This window comes from Pseudomonas alcaligenes (assembly GCF_014490745.1).
Lineage (GTDB): Bacteria > Pseudomonadota > Gammaproteobacteria > Pseudomonadales > Pseudomonadaceae > Aquipseudomonas > Aquipseudomonas alcaligenes_C.
Genome location: NZ_LZEU01000001.1, coordinates 1,210,657 through 1,227,163 on the forward strand (window position 1 = coordinate 1,210,657; position 16,507 = coordinate 1,227,163).

Annotated in this window: 16 protein-coding genes; 9 read left to right on the forward strand and 7 right to left on the reverse strand. The window is 65.3% G+C overall.

The features are described 5' to 3' along the window. The first annotated feature begins 39 nt into the window (after positions 1–39). Entirely contained in the window at positions 40–867 is an 828-nt protein-coding gene (locus A9179_RS05410; protein ID WP_187804812.1) for a substrate-binding periplasmic protein, read from the forward strand. Here A9179_RS05410 and A9179_RS05415 read toward each other — a convergent pair. The 7 genes from A9179_RS05415 to map all read right to left on the reverse strand — a co-directional run bounded on the left by A9179_RS05415 (position 864) and on the right by map (position 8,819). Next, positions 864–1,277, reverse strand: a complete 414-nt coding sequence (locus A9179_RS05415) for a SufE family protein (RefSeq protein ID WP_187804813.1) — start codon at positions 1,275–1,277, stop codon at positions 864–866. The two genes, A9179_RS05410 and A9179_RS05415, sit on opposite strands and share 4 nt — an antisense overlap. Beyond that, a complete protein-coding gene (locus A9179_RS05420) occupies positions 1,274–2,479 on the reverse strand; it encodes an aminotransferase class V-fold PLP-dependent enzyme (protein ID WP_187804814.1) in 1,206 nt (401 codons plus the stop codon). Before A9179_RS05420 ends, A9179_RS05415 begins: the two co-directional genes overlap by 4 nt. A gap of 161 nt (positions 2,480–2,640) precedes the next feature. Next, a complete protein-coding gene (gene dapD, locus A9179_RS05425) occupies positions 2,641–3,675 on the reverse strand; it encodes a 2,3,4,5-tetrahydropyridine-2,6-dicarboxylate N-succinyltransferase (protein ID WP_187804815.1) in 1,035 nt (344 codons plus the stop codon). A 33-nt stretch (positions 3,676–3,708) separates the two neighbouring features. Then, a complete protein-coding gene (locus A9179_RS05430) occupies positions 3,709–4,056 on the reverse strand; it encodes an ArsC family reductase (protein ID WP_187804816.1) in 348 nt (115 codons plus the stop codon). A 2-nt stretch (positions 4,057–4,058) separates the two neighbouring features. Continuing rightward, complete coding sequence (gene dapC / locus A9179_RS05435; protein ID WP_187804817.1) at positions 4,059–5,255, reverse strand: succinyldiaminopimelate transaminase; 1,197 nt, start codon at positions 5,253–5,255, stop codon at positions 4,059–4,061. A 37-nt stretch (positions 5,256–5,292) separates the two neighbouring features. After that, positions 5,293–7,995 carry a [protein-PII] uridylyltransferase gene (locus A9179_RS05440; RefSeq protein WP_187804818.1) on the reverse strand — a complete coding sequence of 901 codons (2,703 nt, stop codon included), beginning with the start codon at positions 7,993–7,995 and terminating at the stop codon, positions 5,293–5,295. 23 nt (positions 7,996–8,018) lie between these two features. Then, positions 8,019–8,819 (reverse strand): type I methionyl aminopeptidase, encoded by an 801-nt coding sequence (map, locus tag A9179_RS05445; RefSeq protein ID WP_187804819.1) that lies wholly within the window; start codon positions 8,817–8,819, stop codon positions 8,019–8,021. A gap of 271 nt (positions 8,820–9,090) precedes the next feature. On the opposite strand from map, the gene rpsB reads away from it, so the two are divergent. From rpsB to rseP, 8 genes are all read left to right on the forward strand, one after another. Continuing rightward, complete coding sequence (rpsB, locus tag A9179_RS05450; protein ID WP_187804820.1) at positions 9,091–9,831, forward strand: 30S ribosomal protein S2; 741 nt, start codon at positions 9,091–9,093, stop codon at positions 9,829–9,831. Between the two features lie 122 nt (positions 9,832–9,953). Continuing rightward, positions 9,954–10,820 carry a translation elongation factor Ts gene (gene tsf, locus A9179_RS05455; RefSeq protein ID WP_187804821.1) on the forward strand — a complete coding sequence of 289 codons (867 nt, stop codon included), beginning with the start codon at positions 9,954–9,956 and terminating at the stop codon, positions 10,818–10,820. Positions 10,821–10,998: 178 nt separating this feature from the next. Next, a complete protein-coding gene (pyrH, locus tag A9179_RS05460) occupies positions 10,999–11,742 on the forward strand; it encodes a UMP kinase (protein ID WP_187804822.1) in 744 nt (247 codons plus the stop codon). Further along, positions 11,739–12,296 (forward strand): ribosome recycling factor, encoded by a 558-nt coding sequence (frr, locus tag A9179_RS05465; RefSeq protein WP_187804823.1) that lies wholly within the window; start codon positions 11,739–11,741, stop codon positions 12,294–12,296. Before pyrH ends, frr begins: the two co-directional genes overlap by 4 nt. Before the next feature lie 13 nt (positions 12,297–12,309). Then, complete coding sequence (uppS, locus tag A9179_RS05470) at positions 12,310–13,065, forward strand: polyprenyl diphosphate synthase (protein ID WP_187804824.1); 756 nt, start codon at positions 12,310–12,312, stop codon at positions 13,063–13,065. Then, entirely contained in the window at positions 13,065–13,880 is an 816-nt protein-coding gene (locus A9179_RS05475; RefSeq protein ID WP_187804825.1) for a phosphatidate cytidylyltransferase, read from the forward strand. The genes uppS and A9179_RS05475 overlap by 1 nt, the downstream gene beginning before the upstream one ends. Next, on the forward strand, positions 13,877–15,067 hold the full coding sequence (gene ispC / locus A9179_RS05480) for a 1-deoxy-D-xylulose-5-phosphate reductoisomerase (RefSeq protein ID WP_187804826.1): 1,191 nt from the start codon (positions 13,877–13,879) through the stop codon (positions 15,065–15,067). The genes A9179_RS05475 and ispC overlap by 4 nt, the downstream gene beginning before the upstream one ends. 15 nt (positions 15,068–15,082) lie before the next feature. After that, entirely contained in the window at positions 15,083–16,435 is a 1,353-nt protein-coding gene (gene rseP, locus A9179_RS05485; RefSeq protein ID WP_187804827.1) for an RIP metalloprotease RseP, read from the forward strand. Positions 16,436–16,507: the final 72 nt, after the last annotated feature.

Genomic DNA, 16,507 nt, shown 5'->3' on the forward strand with positions numbered 1-16,507 from the left:
CAACGACAGGGATTCACGTGTCGCATCGTGCAAGAGGTGATGTCTGTGTTCCTCTCGCCGCTCCATCCCGCCCGCGGCCTGCCGCCGCTCCGTCTGCTCCGTCGCTTGCTCCTGCTGGGTTTGCTGCTGGCTGGCCCGCCCGTGCTGGCACAGCAGACGGTGCATATCGGCACCGGCGACTGGGTGCCCTATGTCGATCAGCAACGCAGTGATGCCGGTGCCCTGGCACGCCTGGTGCGGGCGGTGTTCGCCGAGGCCGGCTACCAGGTCGACTTCAGCTTCTACCCCTGGGAGCGCAACGTGCTGATGCTGCAGCAGGGCGGGCTGGACGCCATCATGCCGTACAGCTGCAACCCGCTACGCGAGGAGTACGGGGTATGCAGCGAGGCGCTGGTGCGCGGTGAAGTGGTGCTGTTCCACCGCCGTGACCTGGTTTTCGACTGGCAGCGCCTCGAAGACTTGCGGCCCTACCGGATCGGCACCACCCTCGGTTATTCCTACGGCCCGCAGTTCGACCGCCTGGCCCAGAGCGGTGCCCTGCAGATCGAGCAGAGCAGCAAGGAGGAAACCAGCTTCCGCCTGCTGGAGCTGGGGCGCATCGACCTGCATCCGCAGGATCGGGCGGTGGGCTATGCACTGCTGCGGCGCCTGTACCCGGGGCCGCTGCCGCTGGCGATCACTCACCATCCGCGCTACCTGAACACCGAGCCGCTGCGCCTGTTGTTCCGCAAGGACGACTCGGCTGCCGCCGAACTGCTGCGCCGTTTCAACCAGGCACTGGCGCACTTTGCCCAGCGCGGCGAGCTGAAGCGCCTGCAGGAGGCGTTGTACTCGGGGGATGCCGACAGCTGGCGGCTGGCTCGCTAGGCCTGGCTGGCTGCCAGCTCGCGCATGCGCTGCAGCACGGCGTTGAGGCCGTTGCTGCGCGAGGGCGAGAGCTGGCGGGCCAGGCCCAGCTGGTTGAACCAGTCGGCCAGGTCGAGGGCGGCCAGTTCAGTGGCGTCCAGGCCGTCGACCCGGGCAAGCAGCACGGCCAGCAGGCCGCGGATCAGACGCGCATCGCTGGCGGCGCGAAACTGCCAGTGGCCGTCGCGTAGTTCGCCGAGCAGCCAGACCTGGCTTTCGCAGCCGTGCACGCGGTTGGCTTCGTTTTTCTCGCTGTCGCTGAGGGGCGACAGGCGCTCGCCCCACTGCATCAGCAGGCGCGCGCGCTGCTCCCAGCCGGGGCAGGCGGCGAAGGTGGCGAGGGCTTCCGCGGCCGGGCTCGGCAGGCTCATCGCAGCAGCTCCAGGCTGTTGTCGAGGGCGGCGAAGAAGCGCTCCAGGTCGGCACCGTCGTTGTACAGGCCGAGCGACACGCGAATCGCCCCAGGCAGGTGCAGGCTTTTCAGCAGCGGCATGGCGCAGTGGTGGCCGGCGCGCACGGCGATGCCCTGTTCGCTCAGCAGGTGGGCGAGGTCGGCGTTGTGCACGCCGGCCACGGTGAAGCTGGCCAGGGCCAGCTGCGGTGCGCCGAGCAGCTGGATGCCGTCGCGCACGGCCAGCCCGGCCAGCAGCTTGGCATGCAGTGCGGCCTCGTGGCCGGCCACGGCGGCCTGATCCAGGCTGGCCAGGTAGTCGAGGGTCGCGCCCAGGGCAATGACCGCCGAAATCGCCGGCGTGCCGGCCTCGAAGCCCAGCGGGGCGGGGCGGAAGCGGGCGTCCTGGTAATCGGCCTGCAGCACCATTTCGCCGCCGAACTGCCAGTGGCGCAGCTGCGCCAGCGCCGTGCTGCGCCCGTAGAGCAGGCCGAGGCCGTCCGGGCCATACAGCTTGTGGCTGGAGCAGACGTAGAAGTCGCAGCCCAGCGCCTGCATGTCGTGGCGTCCGTGCACGGCGCCCTGGGCGCCGTCGATCACGCTCAGCGCGCCTTGGGCGCGGGCCAGGGCGATCAGCTCCAGCGCGGGTTGCCAGCGACCGAGCACGTTGGACAGCTGCGACAGCGCCAGCAGGCGGGTGCGCGGGCCGATCAGCGTGGCCGCCTGCTGCAGGTCGATCTGGCCCAGCTCGTCCAGCGGCAGCACCACCAGGCGCAGGCCGCGGCGCAGTGCCAGTTGCTGCCAGGGCAGCAGGTTGGCGTGGTGTTCCAGGGCGCTGACCACCAGCTCGTCGCCGGGCTGCAGCAGGTGCTCCAGCCCGTAGGCCAGCAGGTTGAGGGATTCGGTGCTGCCGCGGGTGAAGACGATCTCATCGCTGTTGGCCGCGTTCAGCCAGCGTGCGGCCTTCTCCCGGGTCGCCTCGAAGGCGCGGGTGGCGCGTTCGCCGGGCAGGTGCTGGGCGCGGTGCACATTGGCCGCACCGCTGGCGTAGTAGCCAAGCAGGCTGTCGAGCAGGGCCTGTGGCTTCTGCGCGGTGGCGGCGCTGTCCAGGTAGGTCTGACCCTCGGCCTCGAGGGCCAGGATGCCGGGGAAGTCGGCGCGCCAGGGGGAGTTCAGGGACATGGGCGTGGCACTGCTGGGAAATGTGCTGAGTATAAATAGACAGGCCGGGCATGGGCCCGGCCTGTCGCGATCTTCACGCTAAAAGCTGTCGCGTAGGGTGCGCCGCGCGCACCGTAGGGCGCATGGCGGGATTCAGGTGCGCGCGGTGCACCCTACGGGGATCAGTTGTGGGCGTGCAGGGCCTCATTGAGCTCGATCGCGGTCTTGTTGGTCTTGCACTCCACCGCACCGGTCTGCGAGTTGCGGCGGAACAGCAGATCCGGCTGGCCAGCCAGGTCGCGGGCCTTGAGCACCTTGACCAGGTTGTTCTGCTCGTCGAGCAGGGCCACCTTGGTGCCAGCGGTGATGTACAGGCCGGATTCCACGGTGTTGCGGTCGCCCAGCGGAATGCCGATGCCGGCGTTGGCGCCGATCAGGCAGCCTTCGCCAACGCTGATGACGATGTTGCCGCCGCCGGACAGGGTGCCCATGGTCGAGCAGCCGCCGCCCAGATCCGAGCCCTTGCCGACGAATACGCCAGCGGAGACGCGGCCTTCGATCATGCCCGGGCCGGCGGTGCCGCCGTTGAAGTTGACGAAACCTTCGTGCATCACGGTGGTGCCTTCACCGATGTAGGCACCCAGGCGCACGCGGGCGCTGTCGGCGATGCGCACGCCGGCCGGCACCACGTAGTCGGTCATTTTCGGGAACTTGTCCACCGAGAACACTTCCAGCAGCTCGCCCTTCAGGCGCGCTTCCAGCTGACGCTCGGCCAGCTCGCCGAGGTCGACGGCACCCTGGCTGGTCCAGGCCACGTTCGGCAGCAGCGGGAAGATGCCGGTCAGGTTCAGGCCGTGGGGCTTGGCCAGACGGTGCGACAGCAGGTGCAGCTTGAGGTAGGCCTCGGGGGTGGAGGTCAGCGCGGCATCTTCGGCCAGCAGGGTGACCACCAGCGGCTTGGTGCTTTCGGCCAGGCGGGTAAGCAGGGCGGCCTGGGCGGCGTCGATACCCTTGATGGCGTTGGCCAGCTCGGCGGCCTGGTTGATGGTGATGGCGATGGCCTGGTTGCCGCCGCTGTAACCCAGCTTGGCGGAAACGGCGGCGACCAGCTCGGCGGCCGGGTTGAGCAGGGGTTGGGCGTAGAACACTTCCAGCCAGTTGCCCTGGCGATTCTGGGTGCCGACACCGAAGGCGATGCTGAAGAGAGTAGTGGACATGTCGATTTCCTTGGATGAGGTGGGCGCGCGGGCTCAGGCCAGCGCGGCGGAATAGAGTTCAGGCTTGAAACCAACCAGGGTGCGGTGGCCCAGGTCGAGTACCGGACGCTTGATCATCGACGGTTGCGCCAGCATCAGCTCGATGGCCTTGGCCTGGTCGAGGTCGGCTTTCTGCGCGTCGTCGAGTTTGCGGAAGGTCGTCCCCGCACGGTTGAGGACGATCTCCCAGCCGTGCTCGTCGCACCATTTCTGCAGGTTGGCGCGGTCGATGGCGGAGACTTTGTAGTCGTGGAAGCTGTAGGCCGTGCCGTGCTCGTCGAGCCAGGTACGGGCCTTCTTCATGGTGTCGCAAGCCTTAATACCGTAGAGAGTAATACTCATGGTTAGAGTCCTTTGACGAAGGCGCGGATGCGCTCGGCCGCTTCGATGCACTCGGCCAGCGGCGCGACCAGGGCCATGCGTACGCGGTTGGCACCCGGGTTGTGGCCGTCCACTTCGCGCGACAGGTAGGAGCCGGGCACCACGGTGACGTGCTCGCGGGCGAACAGCTCGCGGGTGAAGGTCTGGTCGTCCACCGGGGTCTTGGCCCACAGGTAGAAGCCGCCGTCCGGGCGCTGCACGTCGAGCACGCCGCCGAGGATATCCAGCACCGCGTCGAACTTCTCGCGGTACAGGGCGCGGTTGGCGCGCACGTGGATCTCGTCGTTCCAGGCGGCGACGCTGGCCAGCTGGGTCTGCACCGGCATGGCGCAGCCGTGGTAGGTACGGTACAGCAGGAAAGCTTTCAGAATGTCGGCGTCGCCGGCCACGAAGCCCGAACGCAGGCCCGGCAGGTTGGAGCGCTTGGACAGGCTGTGGAACACCACGCAGCGCGCAAAATCGCTGCGGCCCAGCTCGGCACAGGCGCTCAGCAGGCCGGCCGGCGGGTGCTGCTCGTCGAAGTACAGTTCGCTGTAGCACTCGTCGGCGGCGATCACGAAGTCGTACTGGTCGGCCAGGGCGATCAGCTTCTTCAGCTGCTCGACCGGGATCAGCGCGCCGGTGGGGTTGCCCGGCGAGCATAGGAAGAGGATCTGGCAACGCTGCCAGACCTCGGCCGATACGGCGTCGAAGTCCGGGTTGAAGCCGTTGTCTTCCAGGCACGGCAGGTAGTGCGGCGTGGCGCCGGCGAGCAGGGCCGCGCCTTCATAGATCTGGTAGAAGGGGTTGGGGCTGACTACCAGGCCGCCGACATCGCGCTGCACCACGGTCTGGGTGAAGGCGAACAGCGCCTCGCGGGTGCCGTTGACCGGCAGCACATGGCGGGCGGCGTCCAGCCAGCCGGCCGGTACGTTGAAGCGGCGCTCGCACCAGGCGGCGATGGCTTCGCGCAGCGCCGGGATGCCCAGGGTGGTCGGGTACACGGCCATCTGCTCGAGGTTGGCACTCAGTGCCTCGGCGACGAAGGCCGGCGACTTGTGCTTGGGCTCGCCGATGGACAGGGCGATCGGCCGTTTGTCCGCCGCCGGGGTGACGCCGCCAAGCAGGGCGCGCAGTTTCTCGAAGGGGTAGGGCTGCAGATGGGACAGGGCGTGGTTCATGACGTCTGGTTCTGTACTGGTGAAGTGGCGCCTGCGCTCAGATGCTGATGGCGCCGGTGTTGATGGATTCGCCGTGGGCCTGGGACAGTTGCTGGGCAATCTCTTCCTGCAGGCGGGCACACAGCTCGGGGTCGGACAGCGGCTGGTTGCGCGCATCGGTGATGAAGAACACGTCCTCCACCCGCTCGCCGAGAGTGGCGATCTTGGCGTTCTGCAGCGACAGGTCGAAGTCGAGGAAGATCTTGCCGATCCGCGCCAGCAGGCCGGGGCGATCCGGGGCGGTGATCTCCAGTACGGTGACCGGGCGCTGGGCGTCGTTGTGGATGCTCACCTGCGGGGCGAAGGCGAAGTGCTTGAGCTGGCGCGGCACGCGGCGCTGGATGATCGCCGGGTATTCGTCCGGGTTCTTCAGCGCCTCGATCAGGCCCTCGCGAATCTGCTTGATGCGCGCCGGGTTGTCGCCGATACGCCCGCCTTCGGTATCCAGGACGATGTAGGTGTCGAGGGTGAACTGGCTGGTGGAGGTGATCACCCGGGCGTCATGGATGTTCAGGTTGAGCTGATCCATGGCGGCCACGGTCACGGCGAAGAAGTCGTGCTGGTCGGGGGCGTAGATGAAGATCTGGGTGGCGCCCTCGAACTCGCGCTGGGCGGTTTCCTTGATCAGCACCAGCGGGTCGTTGCCGGCCGGGTGCTGGAGGATCGCCTCGGTGTGCCAGGCCACGTCGGCGGCGGTATGGCGCAGGAAGTAGTCGTCGCCAAGCTGGCTCCACAGCTGCTCGGCATCGTCCTGGTCGATGCCGCCGCGCACCAGGATGTCGATGGCCGAGCTCTGGGTCTGGCGGATCTGCTCTTCGCGATCCAGCGGGTTTTCCAGGCCGCGGCGCAGGGCGCGCTTGGTCTCGGTGTACAGCTGGCGCAGCAGGCTGGCGCGCCAGGAGTTCCACAGGCTGGGGTTGGTGGCGTTGATATCGGCCACGGTCAGCACATAGAGGTAGTCGAGACGGGTCTGGTCGCCGACCAGTTGGGCGAAGTCGAAGATCACCTGCGGGTCGGACAGATCCTTGCGCTGGGCGGTGGTCGACATCACCAGGTGGTTCTGCACCAGCCAGACGATCAGACGCGAATCCCACGCCGGCAGCTGGTGGCGCACGCAGAAGGCTTCGGCATCCACTGCGCCGAGCTCCGAGTGGTCGCCGCCGCGGCCCTTGCCGATGTCGTGATAGAGACCGGCCAGGTAGATCAGCTCGGGCTTGGGCAACTTGTCGATGACCTTGCTGGCCAGCGGGAACTTCTCCGCCAGCTCCGGCCACTTCAACTTGCGCAGGTGCTTGATCAGGTTGAGGGTGTGCGCGTCCACCGTATAGATGTGGAACAGGTCGTGCTGCATCTGCCCGACTATGTGGCCGAACTCCGGCAGGTAGCGGCCGAGGATGCCGTAGCGGTTCATCCGCCGCAGGTTGCGGTGGATGCCCTGGGGCGACTTGAACAGCTCGATGAACAGGCTGGTGTTGCGGATATCGCGGCGGAAGTCGTCATCGATCAGGCTACGGCTGTCGCGCAACAGGCGGATGGTGTCGGCACGCACGCCCTTGATTTCGGGGTGCTGGGCCATCAGCACGAAGACTTCGAGAATGGCGAAGGGGGTGCGCTTGAACACGTTGGGGTGGGCGACTTCGATGTAGCCGTCGCGGATCTGGAAACGGCTGTTCAGCGGCTGCGCCGTGCCGTTTTCGCCCTCGCGCAGCAGCACGTCCTCGAAGTGCTGGTTGATCAGGTCGCTCAGCTCGGCGACGCCCATCACCACCCGGTAGTACTTCTGCATGAAGCGCTCGACGGCCAGCTTGCCGTCGCCGTCCTCGAAACCGAGCAGGCCGGCGATCTTGCGCTGGTGGTCGAACAGCAGGCGATCCTCGGCGCGGCCGGCGAGCATGTGCAGGGCGTAGCGCACCTTCCACAGGAACTCCTGGCTTGAGGCCAGCATGCTGTACTCGCTGTCGACCAGGAAGCCCTGCTGCACCAGGGAGTGCAGGTTGAGGCTGCCGAACTGGCGCCGGGCCACCCAGAGCACGGTCTGGATGTCGCGCAGGCCGCCGGGCGAGCCCTTGACGTTGGGTTCGAGGTTGTACTCGGTGTCGTTGTACTTGGCGTGACGCGCCTTGGCTTCCTTGCGCTTGGCCAGGAAGAAGTGCTTGCTCGGCCACATCTGCGTCGGGCTGGTGACTTCCTGCATGCGCAGGCGCAGGCGCTCGGGGCCGGCGATGGTGCGGCTTTCCATCAGGTTGGTGATCACCGTCAGGTCGGCGCGGGCCTCTTCGGCGCACTCATCGACCGAGCGCACGCTCTGGCCGACTTCCAGGCCGATATCCCAGAGCAGGGTGAGGAACCCCTCGATCGGATTGCGGAAGACTTCGTGGTCAGCGCTGTCGAGCAGGATCAGCAGGTCGATGTCGGAGTTCGGGTGCAGCTCGCCGCGGCCGTAGCCGCCGACCGCCAGCAGGGCAATGTCGGCGTCCTCGCTCCAGTCGAAGCGGCGCCAGGCTTCCTGGAGGATCTGGTCGACGAACCAGGCACGATCCTCGATCAGGCGGCGAATGTCGCGGCCCTCGCGGAAGCGCCCGTCGAGCACCTCGCGCGCCTGCTTGAGGACTTTCTTGAAGGCAGCGATGGGGCTGGACTTGAGCGCCAGTTCCGCCTGGAACTGGCCGCGGTCAAACAACTCCGGATCCATCTGCGGCATGCGTGCCTACCTTATATAAATGCTCAGGCGGAGGTGCGCGGCAGGGTGTCGTCGCTGCGCAGGGTGAGAATCTCGTAGCCGTCCTGGGTGACCAGCACGGTGTGCTCCCACTGGGCGGAGAGCTTGCGATCCTTGGTAATGGCGGTCCAGCCGTCGCCCAGCAGGCGGGTTTCCGCACGGCCCTGGTTGATCATCGGCTCGATGGTGAAGGTCATGCCTTCCTTGAGCTCGAAGCCGGTGCCGGCGCGGCCGTAGTGCAGCACCTGCGGCTCTTCGTGGAACACCGCGCCGATGCCGTGGCCGCAGTATTCGCGCACCACGGAGAAGCCATGCTTCTCGGCGTGCTTCTGGATCACTTCGCCGATATCGCCCAGGCGCGCGCCCGGTTTGACCAGGGCGATGCCTTTATACATGCACTCCTGGGTGACCTGGGCCAGCTTGACCGCCCACTCCGGCACCTTGCCGACCATGAACATCTTGCTGGTGTCGCCGTGGTAGCCGTCCTTGATCACGGTGACGTCGATGTTCAGCACGTCGCCGTCCTTCAGCGGCTTGTCGTTGGGGATGCCATGGCAGACCACGTGGTTGATCGAGGTGCAGATCGACTTGGGGAAGCCCGGGCGGCCCGGCGCGGCGCCGTAGTTGAGCGGGGCGGGGATGGCCTTCTGCACGTTGACGATATAGTCATGGCAGATGCGGTCGATCTCTTCGGTGGTGACACCGGGTTTGACGTGTTCGCCGATCATCTCCAGCACTTCGGCGGCCAGACGGCCGGCCACGCGCATCTTTTCGATTTCGGCGGGAGTCTTGATGGTCACGGTCATGCGGGCTCTCTCGGCGCCAGTGGCGCAAGGCAGAAACGGGAAAGACGGCGATTCTAGCAGAAAGCCGACCGGCGGCGGGCCGTCGTTTGGCCGATTCAGGCCTGGGGCGCGCTAGCTCATTGCCGCTTTCTGTGGTATAAAACGCGCCGCTTTCGGGCATGGCGCCCGCAAAGCCTAAACCCGCACACGTATCGACACGTTTTCCTGGGTGCCCGCAAGGGTTGGAAAGCGGGATGCGTGGAGGCCTAACCCGACTTAGTAAGGAGCTATCATGTCCCAAGTCAATATGCGCGATATGCTGAAGGCCGGTGTGCACTTCGGCCACCAGACCCGTTACTGGAACCCGAAAATGGGCAAGTTCATTTTCGGTGCGCGTAACAAGATCCACATCATCAACCTGGAAAAAACCCTGCCGATGTTCAACGACGCTCTGTCGTTCGTTGAGAAACTGGCTTCGGGCAAAAACAAAATCCTGTTCGTCGGCACCAAGCGTTCCGCTGGCAAGATCGTTCGTGAAGAAGCCGCTCGTTGCGGTTCTCCGTTCGTCGATCACCGCTGGCTGGGCGGCATGCTGACCAACTACAAAACCATCCGTGCTTCGATCAAGCGCCTGCGCGAGCTGGAAGTCCAGTCCCAGGACGGCACCTTCGCCAAGTTGACCAAGAAAGAAGCCCTGATGCGTTCGCGCGATCTGGAAAAACTGGATCGTAGCCTGGGCGGTATCAAGGACATGGGCGGTCTGCCGGACGCTCTGTTCGTGATCGACGTTGACCACGAGCGCATTGCTATCACCGAAGCCAACAAGCTGGGCATCCCGGTTATCGGCATCGTCGATACCAACAGCAGCCCGGAAGGCGTTGACTACATCATCCCGGGTAACGACGACGCCATCCGCGCCATCCAGCTGTACATGGGTGCCATGGCTGACGCCGTGATCCGTGGTCGTGGCAACTCCGCTGGCGGCACCGACGAGTTCGTCGAAGAAGCTGCCTCCGAGGCCAGCGAAGGCTGATAACGGGCGACCATAGGTACCCGTTACGCAAGAAGGGGGCTAGGCCCCCTTTTTGCCACTTACGAATTTGTACCCGGTATCCGGGTTGATTGGTTGACTACCGATTCAAGAGGATCAAGAACATGGCAGAAATCACTGCGGCCCTGGTTAAAGAACTGCGCGAGCGCACTGGCGAAGGCATGATGGATTGCAAGAAGGCCCTGACCAAGGCCGGCGGCGACATCGAAAAAGCCATCGACGACATGCGTGCCTCGGGTGCCATCAAGGCAGCCAAAAAGGCTGGCAACATTGCCGCCGAAGGCGCCATCGCCATCAAGGACGACGGTAAAGCCGCAGTCCTGCTGGAAGTGAACTCGCAGACCGACTTCCTGGCTCTGCAAGACGACTTCAAAGCTTTCGTGGCTGCCAGCGTCGACAAGGCCTTCGCCGACAAGCTGACCACCGTCGAGCCGCTGATCGAAGCCCGTGAAGCTGATCGTCTGGTGCTGGTCGGCAAGACCGGCGAAAACGTCAACATCCGCCGTCTGGCGCGTGTTGAGGGTGACGTTCTGGGTTCCTACCTGCACGGCAACAAGATCGGTGTGGTCGTGGCTCTGAAGGGCGGCTCCGTTGAGCTGGCCAAAGACATCGCCATGCACGTTGCTGCCAGCAATCCGGAATTCCTGCTGCCGAGCCAGGTTTCTGCCGAGGCCATCGAGCGCGAGAAGAACGTCTTCCTGTCGCTGAACGAAGACAAGATGAAAGGCAAGCCGGCTGAAATCGTCGAGAAGATGATTGCTGGTCGTATCACCAAGTTCCTGGCCGAAGCCAGCCTGGTCGAGCAAGCCTTCGTCAAGGATCCGGAAATCACCGTCGGCGCCCTGGCCAAGAAAGGCGGCGCGGAAATCGTTTCCTTCACCCGCTTCGCGGTAGGTGAAGGCATCGAGAAGCCGGTCGACAACTTCGCCGACGAAGTTGCTGCTCAAGTGGCTGCCGCCAGCAAGCAGTAAGACGGTTCTACTGTCGCACCCAAGAGGCTGCCCGCTCGCGCGTGCAGCCTCTTTTGCAAAGCGCGAGGCATAATTGCCGGCGCGCCGCACCAATTCACCGGGCAGTGGTCTGACTGCCGGGTAAAAATAAGAGGCCTTCGGGCTTCAACGAAAATACAACGCCGCAGGAGAGATACGCATGGCTCAGCAGGTGAGTGGTCGCCAACCTCGCTATAAACGCATTCTGCTCAAACTAAGCGGCGAAGCCCTGATGGGCTCGGAAGACTTCGGTATCGACCCCAAGGTGCTGGATCGCATGGCGCTGGAAGTCGGCCAGCTGGTCGGCATCGGCGTACAGGTCGGTCTGGTGATCGGCGGTGGCAACCTGTTCCGTGGCGCGGCGCTGTCCGCAGCCGGTATGGATCGGGTCACCGGTGACCACATGGGTATGCTCGCTACCGTGATGAACGCCCTGGCCATGCGCGATGCGCTGGAGCGCTCGAACATCCCGGCTACCGTGATGTCGGCGATTTCCATGGTCGGTGTCACCGATCATTACGACCGGCGCAAGGCCATGCGCCACCTGGGTACCGGCGAAGTGGTGATCTTCGCTGCCGGCACCGGCAACCCGTTCTTTACCACCGACTCGGCGGCTTGCCTGCGTGCCATCGAGATCGATGCCGACCTGGTGCTCAAGGCCACCAAGGTCGATGGCGTGTACACTGCCGATCCATTCAAGGATCCCAATGCGCAGAAGTTCGAGCGTCTGACCTATGACGAGGTGCTGGATCGCAAACTGGGCGTGATGGATCTGACGGCCATCTGCCTGTGCCGCGATCACAAGATGCCGCTGCGGGTTTTCAACATGAACAAGCCAGGCGCCCTGCTGAACATCGTGGTGGGTGGCGCCGAAGGAACCCTGATCGAGGAGGAAGCACAATGATCAACGAGATCAAGAAAGACGCCCAGGATCGCATGAGCAAGTCCCTGGAATCTCTGGGGCGCAACCTGGCCTCCATCCGTACCGGCCGTGCCCACCCGAGCATTCTGGACAGCGTCAAGGTGCCGGCCTACGGCAGCGAGATGCCGCTGAACCAGGTCGCAGCGATCAGCGTGGAAGATGCGCGCACCCTGAAGATCGTCGCCCACGACAAGACCCTGAGTGCAGCGATCGAGAAGGCCATCATGACCTCCGATCTCGGCCTGAACCCGAGCAGCGCCGGTACCACCATCCGGGTACCGATGCCGGCCCTCACCGAAGAGACCCGCAAGGGCTACACCAAGCAGGCGCGCGGTGTTGCCGAAGATGCCAAGGTGGCAGTGCGCAACGTGCGCCGCGATGCCCTGGCCGAGCTGAAGAAGCTGTCCAAGGACAAGGAAATCAGCGAAGACGAGGAGCGTCGTGCGGCCGACGAGGTGCAGAAGCTTACCGACAAGTACGTCGCCGAGGTGGACAAGGCTCTGGAAGCCAAAGAAGCCGATCTGATGGCGGTGTGACGGTCTGCTAACCATGGTCAAGAGCAAGCAGGAAGCCCAGGCGATAGTGCCGCGTCACGTGGCCATCATCATGGATGGGAATAATCGCTGGGCGAAGAAGCGCCTGCTGCCGGGCGTTGCCGGGCACAAGGCCGGTGTCGACGCGGTGCGGGCGGTAATCGAGGTCTGCGCCGAGGCCGGTGTCGAGGTGCTGACCCTGTTTGCCTTCTCCAGTGAGAACTGGCAGCGTCCGGCCGAAGAGGTCGGCGCGCTGATGGAGCTGTTCCTCGGCGCCTTGCGTCGCGAGGCGCGCAAGCTCAAGGACAATGCCATCAGCCTGCGCATCATCGGTGATCGCTCGCGTTTCCATCCCGAGCTGCAGGCGGCGATGCGCGAGGCCGAGCAGATCACGGCTGGCGAAAGTCGTTTTGTCCTGCAGGTGGCGGCCAACTACGGCGGTCAGTGGGACATCGCCCAGGCCGCCCAGCGCCTGGCGCGCGACGTGCAAGCCGGGCATCTGCAGCCGGAAGATCTGACCCCCGAACTGCTGCAGGGCTGCCTGGCGACGGGCGACCTGCCGTTGCCGGATCTGTGCATCCGCACCGGCGGCGAGCATCGCATCAGCAATTTCCTGCTGTGGCAGCTGGCCTATTCCGAGCTGTATTTCTCCGACCTGTTCTGGCCGGATTTCAAACACGACGCCATGCGCAAGGCGCTGGCCGATTTTTCTACCCGTCAACGGCGCTTCGGCAAGACCAGTGAACAGGTGGAAGCCGAGGCGCGCAACTGATGCTGAAACAACGGATCATCACGGCGCTGCTGTTGCTGCCGATCGCTCTGGGTGGCTTCTTTTATCTCGCGGGCCCGCTGTTCGCCCTGTTCATCGGTGCGGTGGTGACCCTGGCGGCCTGGGAGTGGGCGCGTCTGGCCGGCTTCGCCGGGCAGGTGCAGCGCGTGGCTTACGCTGCCGGCGTGGCGGCACTGCTCTATGGCGCCTGGCTGCTGCCGGTCGTGGCGCCCTGGCTGCTGGCAGCGGCGGTGCTCTGGTGGCTGCTGGCGACTGCGCTGGTGCTGAGCTATCCGCAGAGCAGTCGCTACTGGGGCGGTCTGCCCGGCAAGTTGCTGATCGGTTTGCTGATCCTGCTGCCGGCCTGGCAGGGCCTGGTGCTGCTCAAGCAGTGGCCGCAGGCCAATGCTCTGATCATTGCGGTGATGGTGCTGGTGTGGGCGGCCGATATCGGTGCCTATTTCGCCGGCAAGACCTTCGGCAAGCGCAAGCTGGCGCCGCGGGTCAGTCCCGGCAAGAGCTGGGAAGGTTTCTACGGTGGCCTGGCCACCAGCCTGCTGATCACCCTGGCGGTCGGTCTGCAGCAGGGCTGGTCGGCTGGCGGTCTGTTCCTGGCCCTGGGTGGCGCGGCGCTGGTAGTGGCGGTGTCGGTAATCGGCGACCTGACCGAGAGCATGTTCAAGCGCCAGTCCGGCATCAAGGACAGCAGCAACCTGCTGCCGGGGCATGGCGGGGTGCTGGATCGCATCGATAGCCTGACCGCCGCCGTGCCGCTGTTCGCTGTGCTGCTCTGGCTGGCGGGCTGGGGCTCGCTGTGAGCCAGCCACAGCGCATCACGGTGCTCGGGGCGACCGGTTCGATCGGCCTGAGCACCCTGGATGTCATCGCCCGTCATCCCGAGCGTTATCAGGCCTTTGCTCTCAGTGGTTTCTCGCGCCTGAACGAGCTGGAGCAGCTCTGTCTGCGCCATCGCCCTGCCTACGCGGTGGTCGCCGATGTCGCCGCGGCCCGCGTGCTGCAGAATGCCCTGCAGGCAGCTGGTCTGAGTACCCATGTCCTGGCGGGGGAGGGCGGTCTGTGCGAGGTGGCGGCTCATCCCGAGGTCGACGCGGTGATGGCGGCGATCGTCGGCGCGGCCGGGCTCAAGCCGACCCTGGCTGCCGTCGAGGCGGGCAAAAAGGTGCTGCTGGCCAACAAGGAAGCGCTGGTGATGTCCGGCGACCTGTTCATCCAGGCGGTGCGCCGCAGCGGGGCGACCCTGCTGCCGATCGACAGCGAGCACAATGCGATCTTCCAGTGCCTGCCGGGCGACTATGCCCGTGGTCTGTCAGCTGTCGGGGTGCGCCGCATCCTGCTGACGGCCTCCGGCGGGCCGTTCCGCGAGACGCCGCTGGCCGAGCTGGAAGACGTCAGCCCCGAGCAGGCTTGTGCCCATCCCAACTGGTCGATGGGGCGCAAGATCTCGGTGGACTCGGCGAGCATGATGAACAAGGGCCTGGAGCTGATCGAGGCCTGCTGGCTGTTCGATGCCAAGCCATCCCAGGTCGAGGTGGTGATCCATCCGCAGAGCGTGATCCACTCGCTGGTCGATTATGTGGATGGTTCGGTACTGGCCCAGCTGGGCAACCCGGACATGCGCACGCCGATTGCCCATGCCCTGGCCTGGCCGCAGCGCGTCGATTCCGGCGTTGCGCCGCTGGATCTGTTCGCCGTGGCGCGCCTGGACTTCCAGCGTCCGGATGAGCTGCGCTTTCCCTGCCTGCGTCTGGCACGCCAGGCCGCCGAGGCCGGTGGCAGTGCGCCGGCGCTGCTCAATGCGGCCAACGAGGTGGCAGTCGCGGCCTTTCTCGAGCGGCGCATCCGCTTCCCCGAGATCGCGAGTATCATCGACGAAGTGTTGAATCTCGAAGCGCCGGCTGCGGTCGAAAGCCTCGATGCCGTGCTGGCAGCCGATGCCCGGGGGCGCTCCCTGGCCGGCCAATGGTTGAATCGCCACGGGCGTTGAGCCCGGAGGAAGACGATGAGCGCGATCTATATGTTCTTCGGTACCCTGATTGCGCTCGGGGTGCTGGTGACTTTCCACGAATTCGGCCATTTCTGGGTGGCGCGCCGCTGCGGGGTCAAGGTGCTGCGCTTCTCGGTGGGCTTCGGTGCGCCACTGCTGCGCTGGCATGACCGCCAGGGCACTGAATTCGTCGTGGCGGCCATTCCGCTGGGCGGCTACGTCAAGATGCTCGATGAGCGCGAGGCTGCGGTGCCGGCCGAGCAGCTCGGTCAGGCATTCAACCGCAAGAGCGTTGCCCAGCGCATCGCCATAGTCGCGGCCGGCCCGGTGGCCAACTTCTTCCTGGCCATCCTGTTCTTCTGGGTCATCGCCATGCTCGGCAGCCAGCAGGTGCGCCCGGTGATCGGCGCCGTGGCGCCGGAGAGCCTGGCGGCGGCGGCCGGCTTGCAGGCTGGTCAGGAAATCGTTGCCGTGGACGGCGAGCCGACCAGCGGCTGGGCTGCTATCAGCCTGCAGCTGGTGCGTCGCCTGGGCGAGAGCGGCACCCTGAGCGTGCAGGTGCGCGAACCGGGCTCGACCCTGGAGACGAGCCATCAGCTGATCCTGCGAGACTGGCTGCGCGGCGAGGAGGAGCCGGATCCATTGGTCGGGCTGGGTATCCAGCGCTGGCTGCCGCAGGGGGCGCCGGTGGTTGCCGATATCGTCGCCGACAGCGTGGCGGCTCAGGCCGGACTGCAGAAGGAAGATCGCCTGCTGGAGCTGGATGGCCAGGTGCTGACTGGTCCGGAGCAGGTGGTGCAGTTGGCCAAGAGCCTGGCCGGGCAAAGCGTGGTGCTGGCCTACGAGCGAGCCGGGGAGCGGCGCGAGGTGCGCCTGGAAATCCCGTCGGCGCCTGAGGTGGTCGGCAAGAAAGGTTATCTGGGGGCCGTTGTCGGCAGCGCGCCCTGGCCGGCGGAGATGCTCCACGAGGTGCATTTCGGGCCGCTCGAGGCGGTCACCGAGAGCCTGGCGCGAACCTGGAAGATGACGGTCTTGACCCTTGATTCGCTGAAGAAAATGCTCTTCGGCGAGCTCTCGGTAAAAAACTTGAGCGGGCCGATAACCATTGCTAAAGTGGCGGGCGCTTCGGCCCAGTCCGGGGTGGGGGATTTCCTCAATTTCCTCGCCTACCTGAGCATAAGCCTGGGGGTTCTCAATTTGCTGCCCATCCCCGTGCTGGATGGGGGGCATCTGCTGTTTTACCTGGTCGAGTGGGTGCGTGGGCGTCCGCTGTCCGAACGGGTGCAGGGCTGGGGGATCCAGATTGGTATCAGTCTGGTGCTGGGGGTCATGTTGCTGGCGCTGGTCAACGATCTGAGCCGCCTGTAACGACATGCTGAATTCCGAAATCTGCCGCGTATTGCGGCAGTTTCTTTATTGTCAGTTGGAATAAGAAAGGAC

Bases quoted from the DNA above. Each gene is read 5' to 3' on its own strand.
- A9179_RS05410 (WP_187804812.1), top strand. From the start codon at position 40: ATGTCTGTGTTCCTCTCGCCGCTCCATCCCGCCCGCGGCCTGCCGCCG.
- A9179_RS05415 (WP_187804813.1), bottom strand. From the start codon at position 1,277: ATGAGCCTGCCGAGCCCGGCCGCGGAAGCCCTCGCCACCTTCGCCGCC.
- A9179_RS05420 (WP_187804814.1), bottom strand. From the start codon at position 2,479: ATGTCCCTGAACTCCCCCTGGCGCGCCGACTTCCCCGGCATCCTGGCC.
- dapD (WP_187804815.1), bottom strand. From the start codon at position 3,675: ATGTCCACTACTCTCTTCAGCATCGCCTTCGGTGTCGGCACCCAGAAT.
- A9179_RS05430 (WP_187804816.1), bottom strand. From the start codon at position 4,056: ATGAGTATTACTCTCTACGGTATTAAGGCTTGCGACACCATGAAGAAG.
- dapC (WP_187804817.1), bottom strand. From the start codon at position 5,255: ATGAACCACGCCCTGTCCCATCTGCAGCCCTACCCCTTCGAGAAACTG.
- A9179_RS05440 (WP_187804818.1), bottom strand. From the start codon at position 7,995: ATGCCGCAGATGGATCCGGAGTTGTTTGACCGCGGCCAGTTCCAGGCG.
- map (WP_187804819.1), bottom strand. From the start codon at position 8,819: ATGACCGTGACCATCAAGACTCCCGCCGAAATCGAAAAGATGCGCGTG.
- rpsB (WP_187804820.1), top strand. From the start codon at position 9,091: ATGTCCCAAGTCAATATGCGCGATATGCTGAAGGCCGGTGTGCACTTC.
- tsf (WP_187804821.1), top strand. From the start codon at position 9,954: ATGGCAGAAATCACTGCGGCCCTGGTTAAAGAACTGCGCGAGCGCACT.
- pyrH (WP_187804822.1), top strand. From the start codon at position 10,999: ATGGCTCAGCAGGTGAGTGGTCGCCAACCTCGCTATAAACGCATTCTG.
- frr (WP_187804823.1), top strand. From the start codon at position 11,739: ATGATCAACGAGATCAAGAAAGACGCCCAGGATCGCATGAGCAAGTCC.
- uppS (WP_187804824.1), top strand. From the start codon at position 12,310: ATGGTCAAGAGCAAGCAGGAAGCCCAGGCGATAGTGCCGCGTCACGTG.
- A9179_RS05475 (WP_187804825.1), top strand. From the start codon at position 13,065: ATGCTGAAACAACGGATCATCACGGCGCTGCTGTTGCTGCCGATCGCT.
- rseP (WP_187804827.1), top strand. From the start codon at position 15,083: ATGAGCGCGATCTATATGTTCTTCGGTACCCTGATTGCGCTCGGGGTG.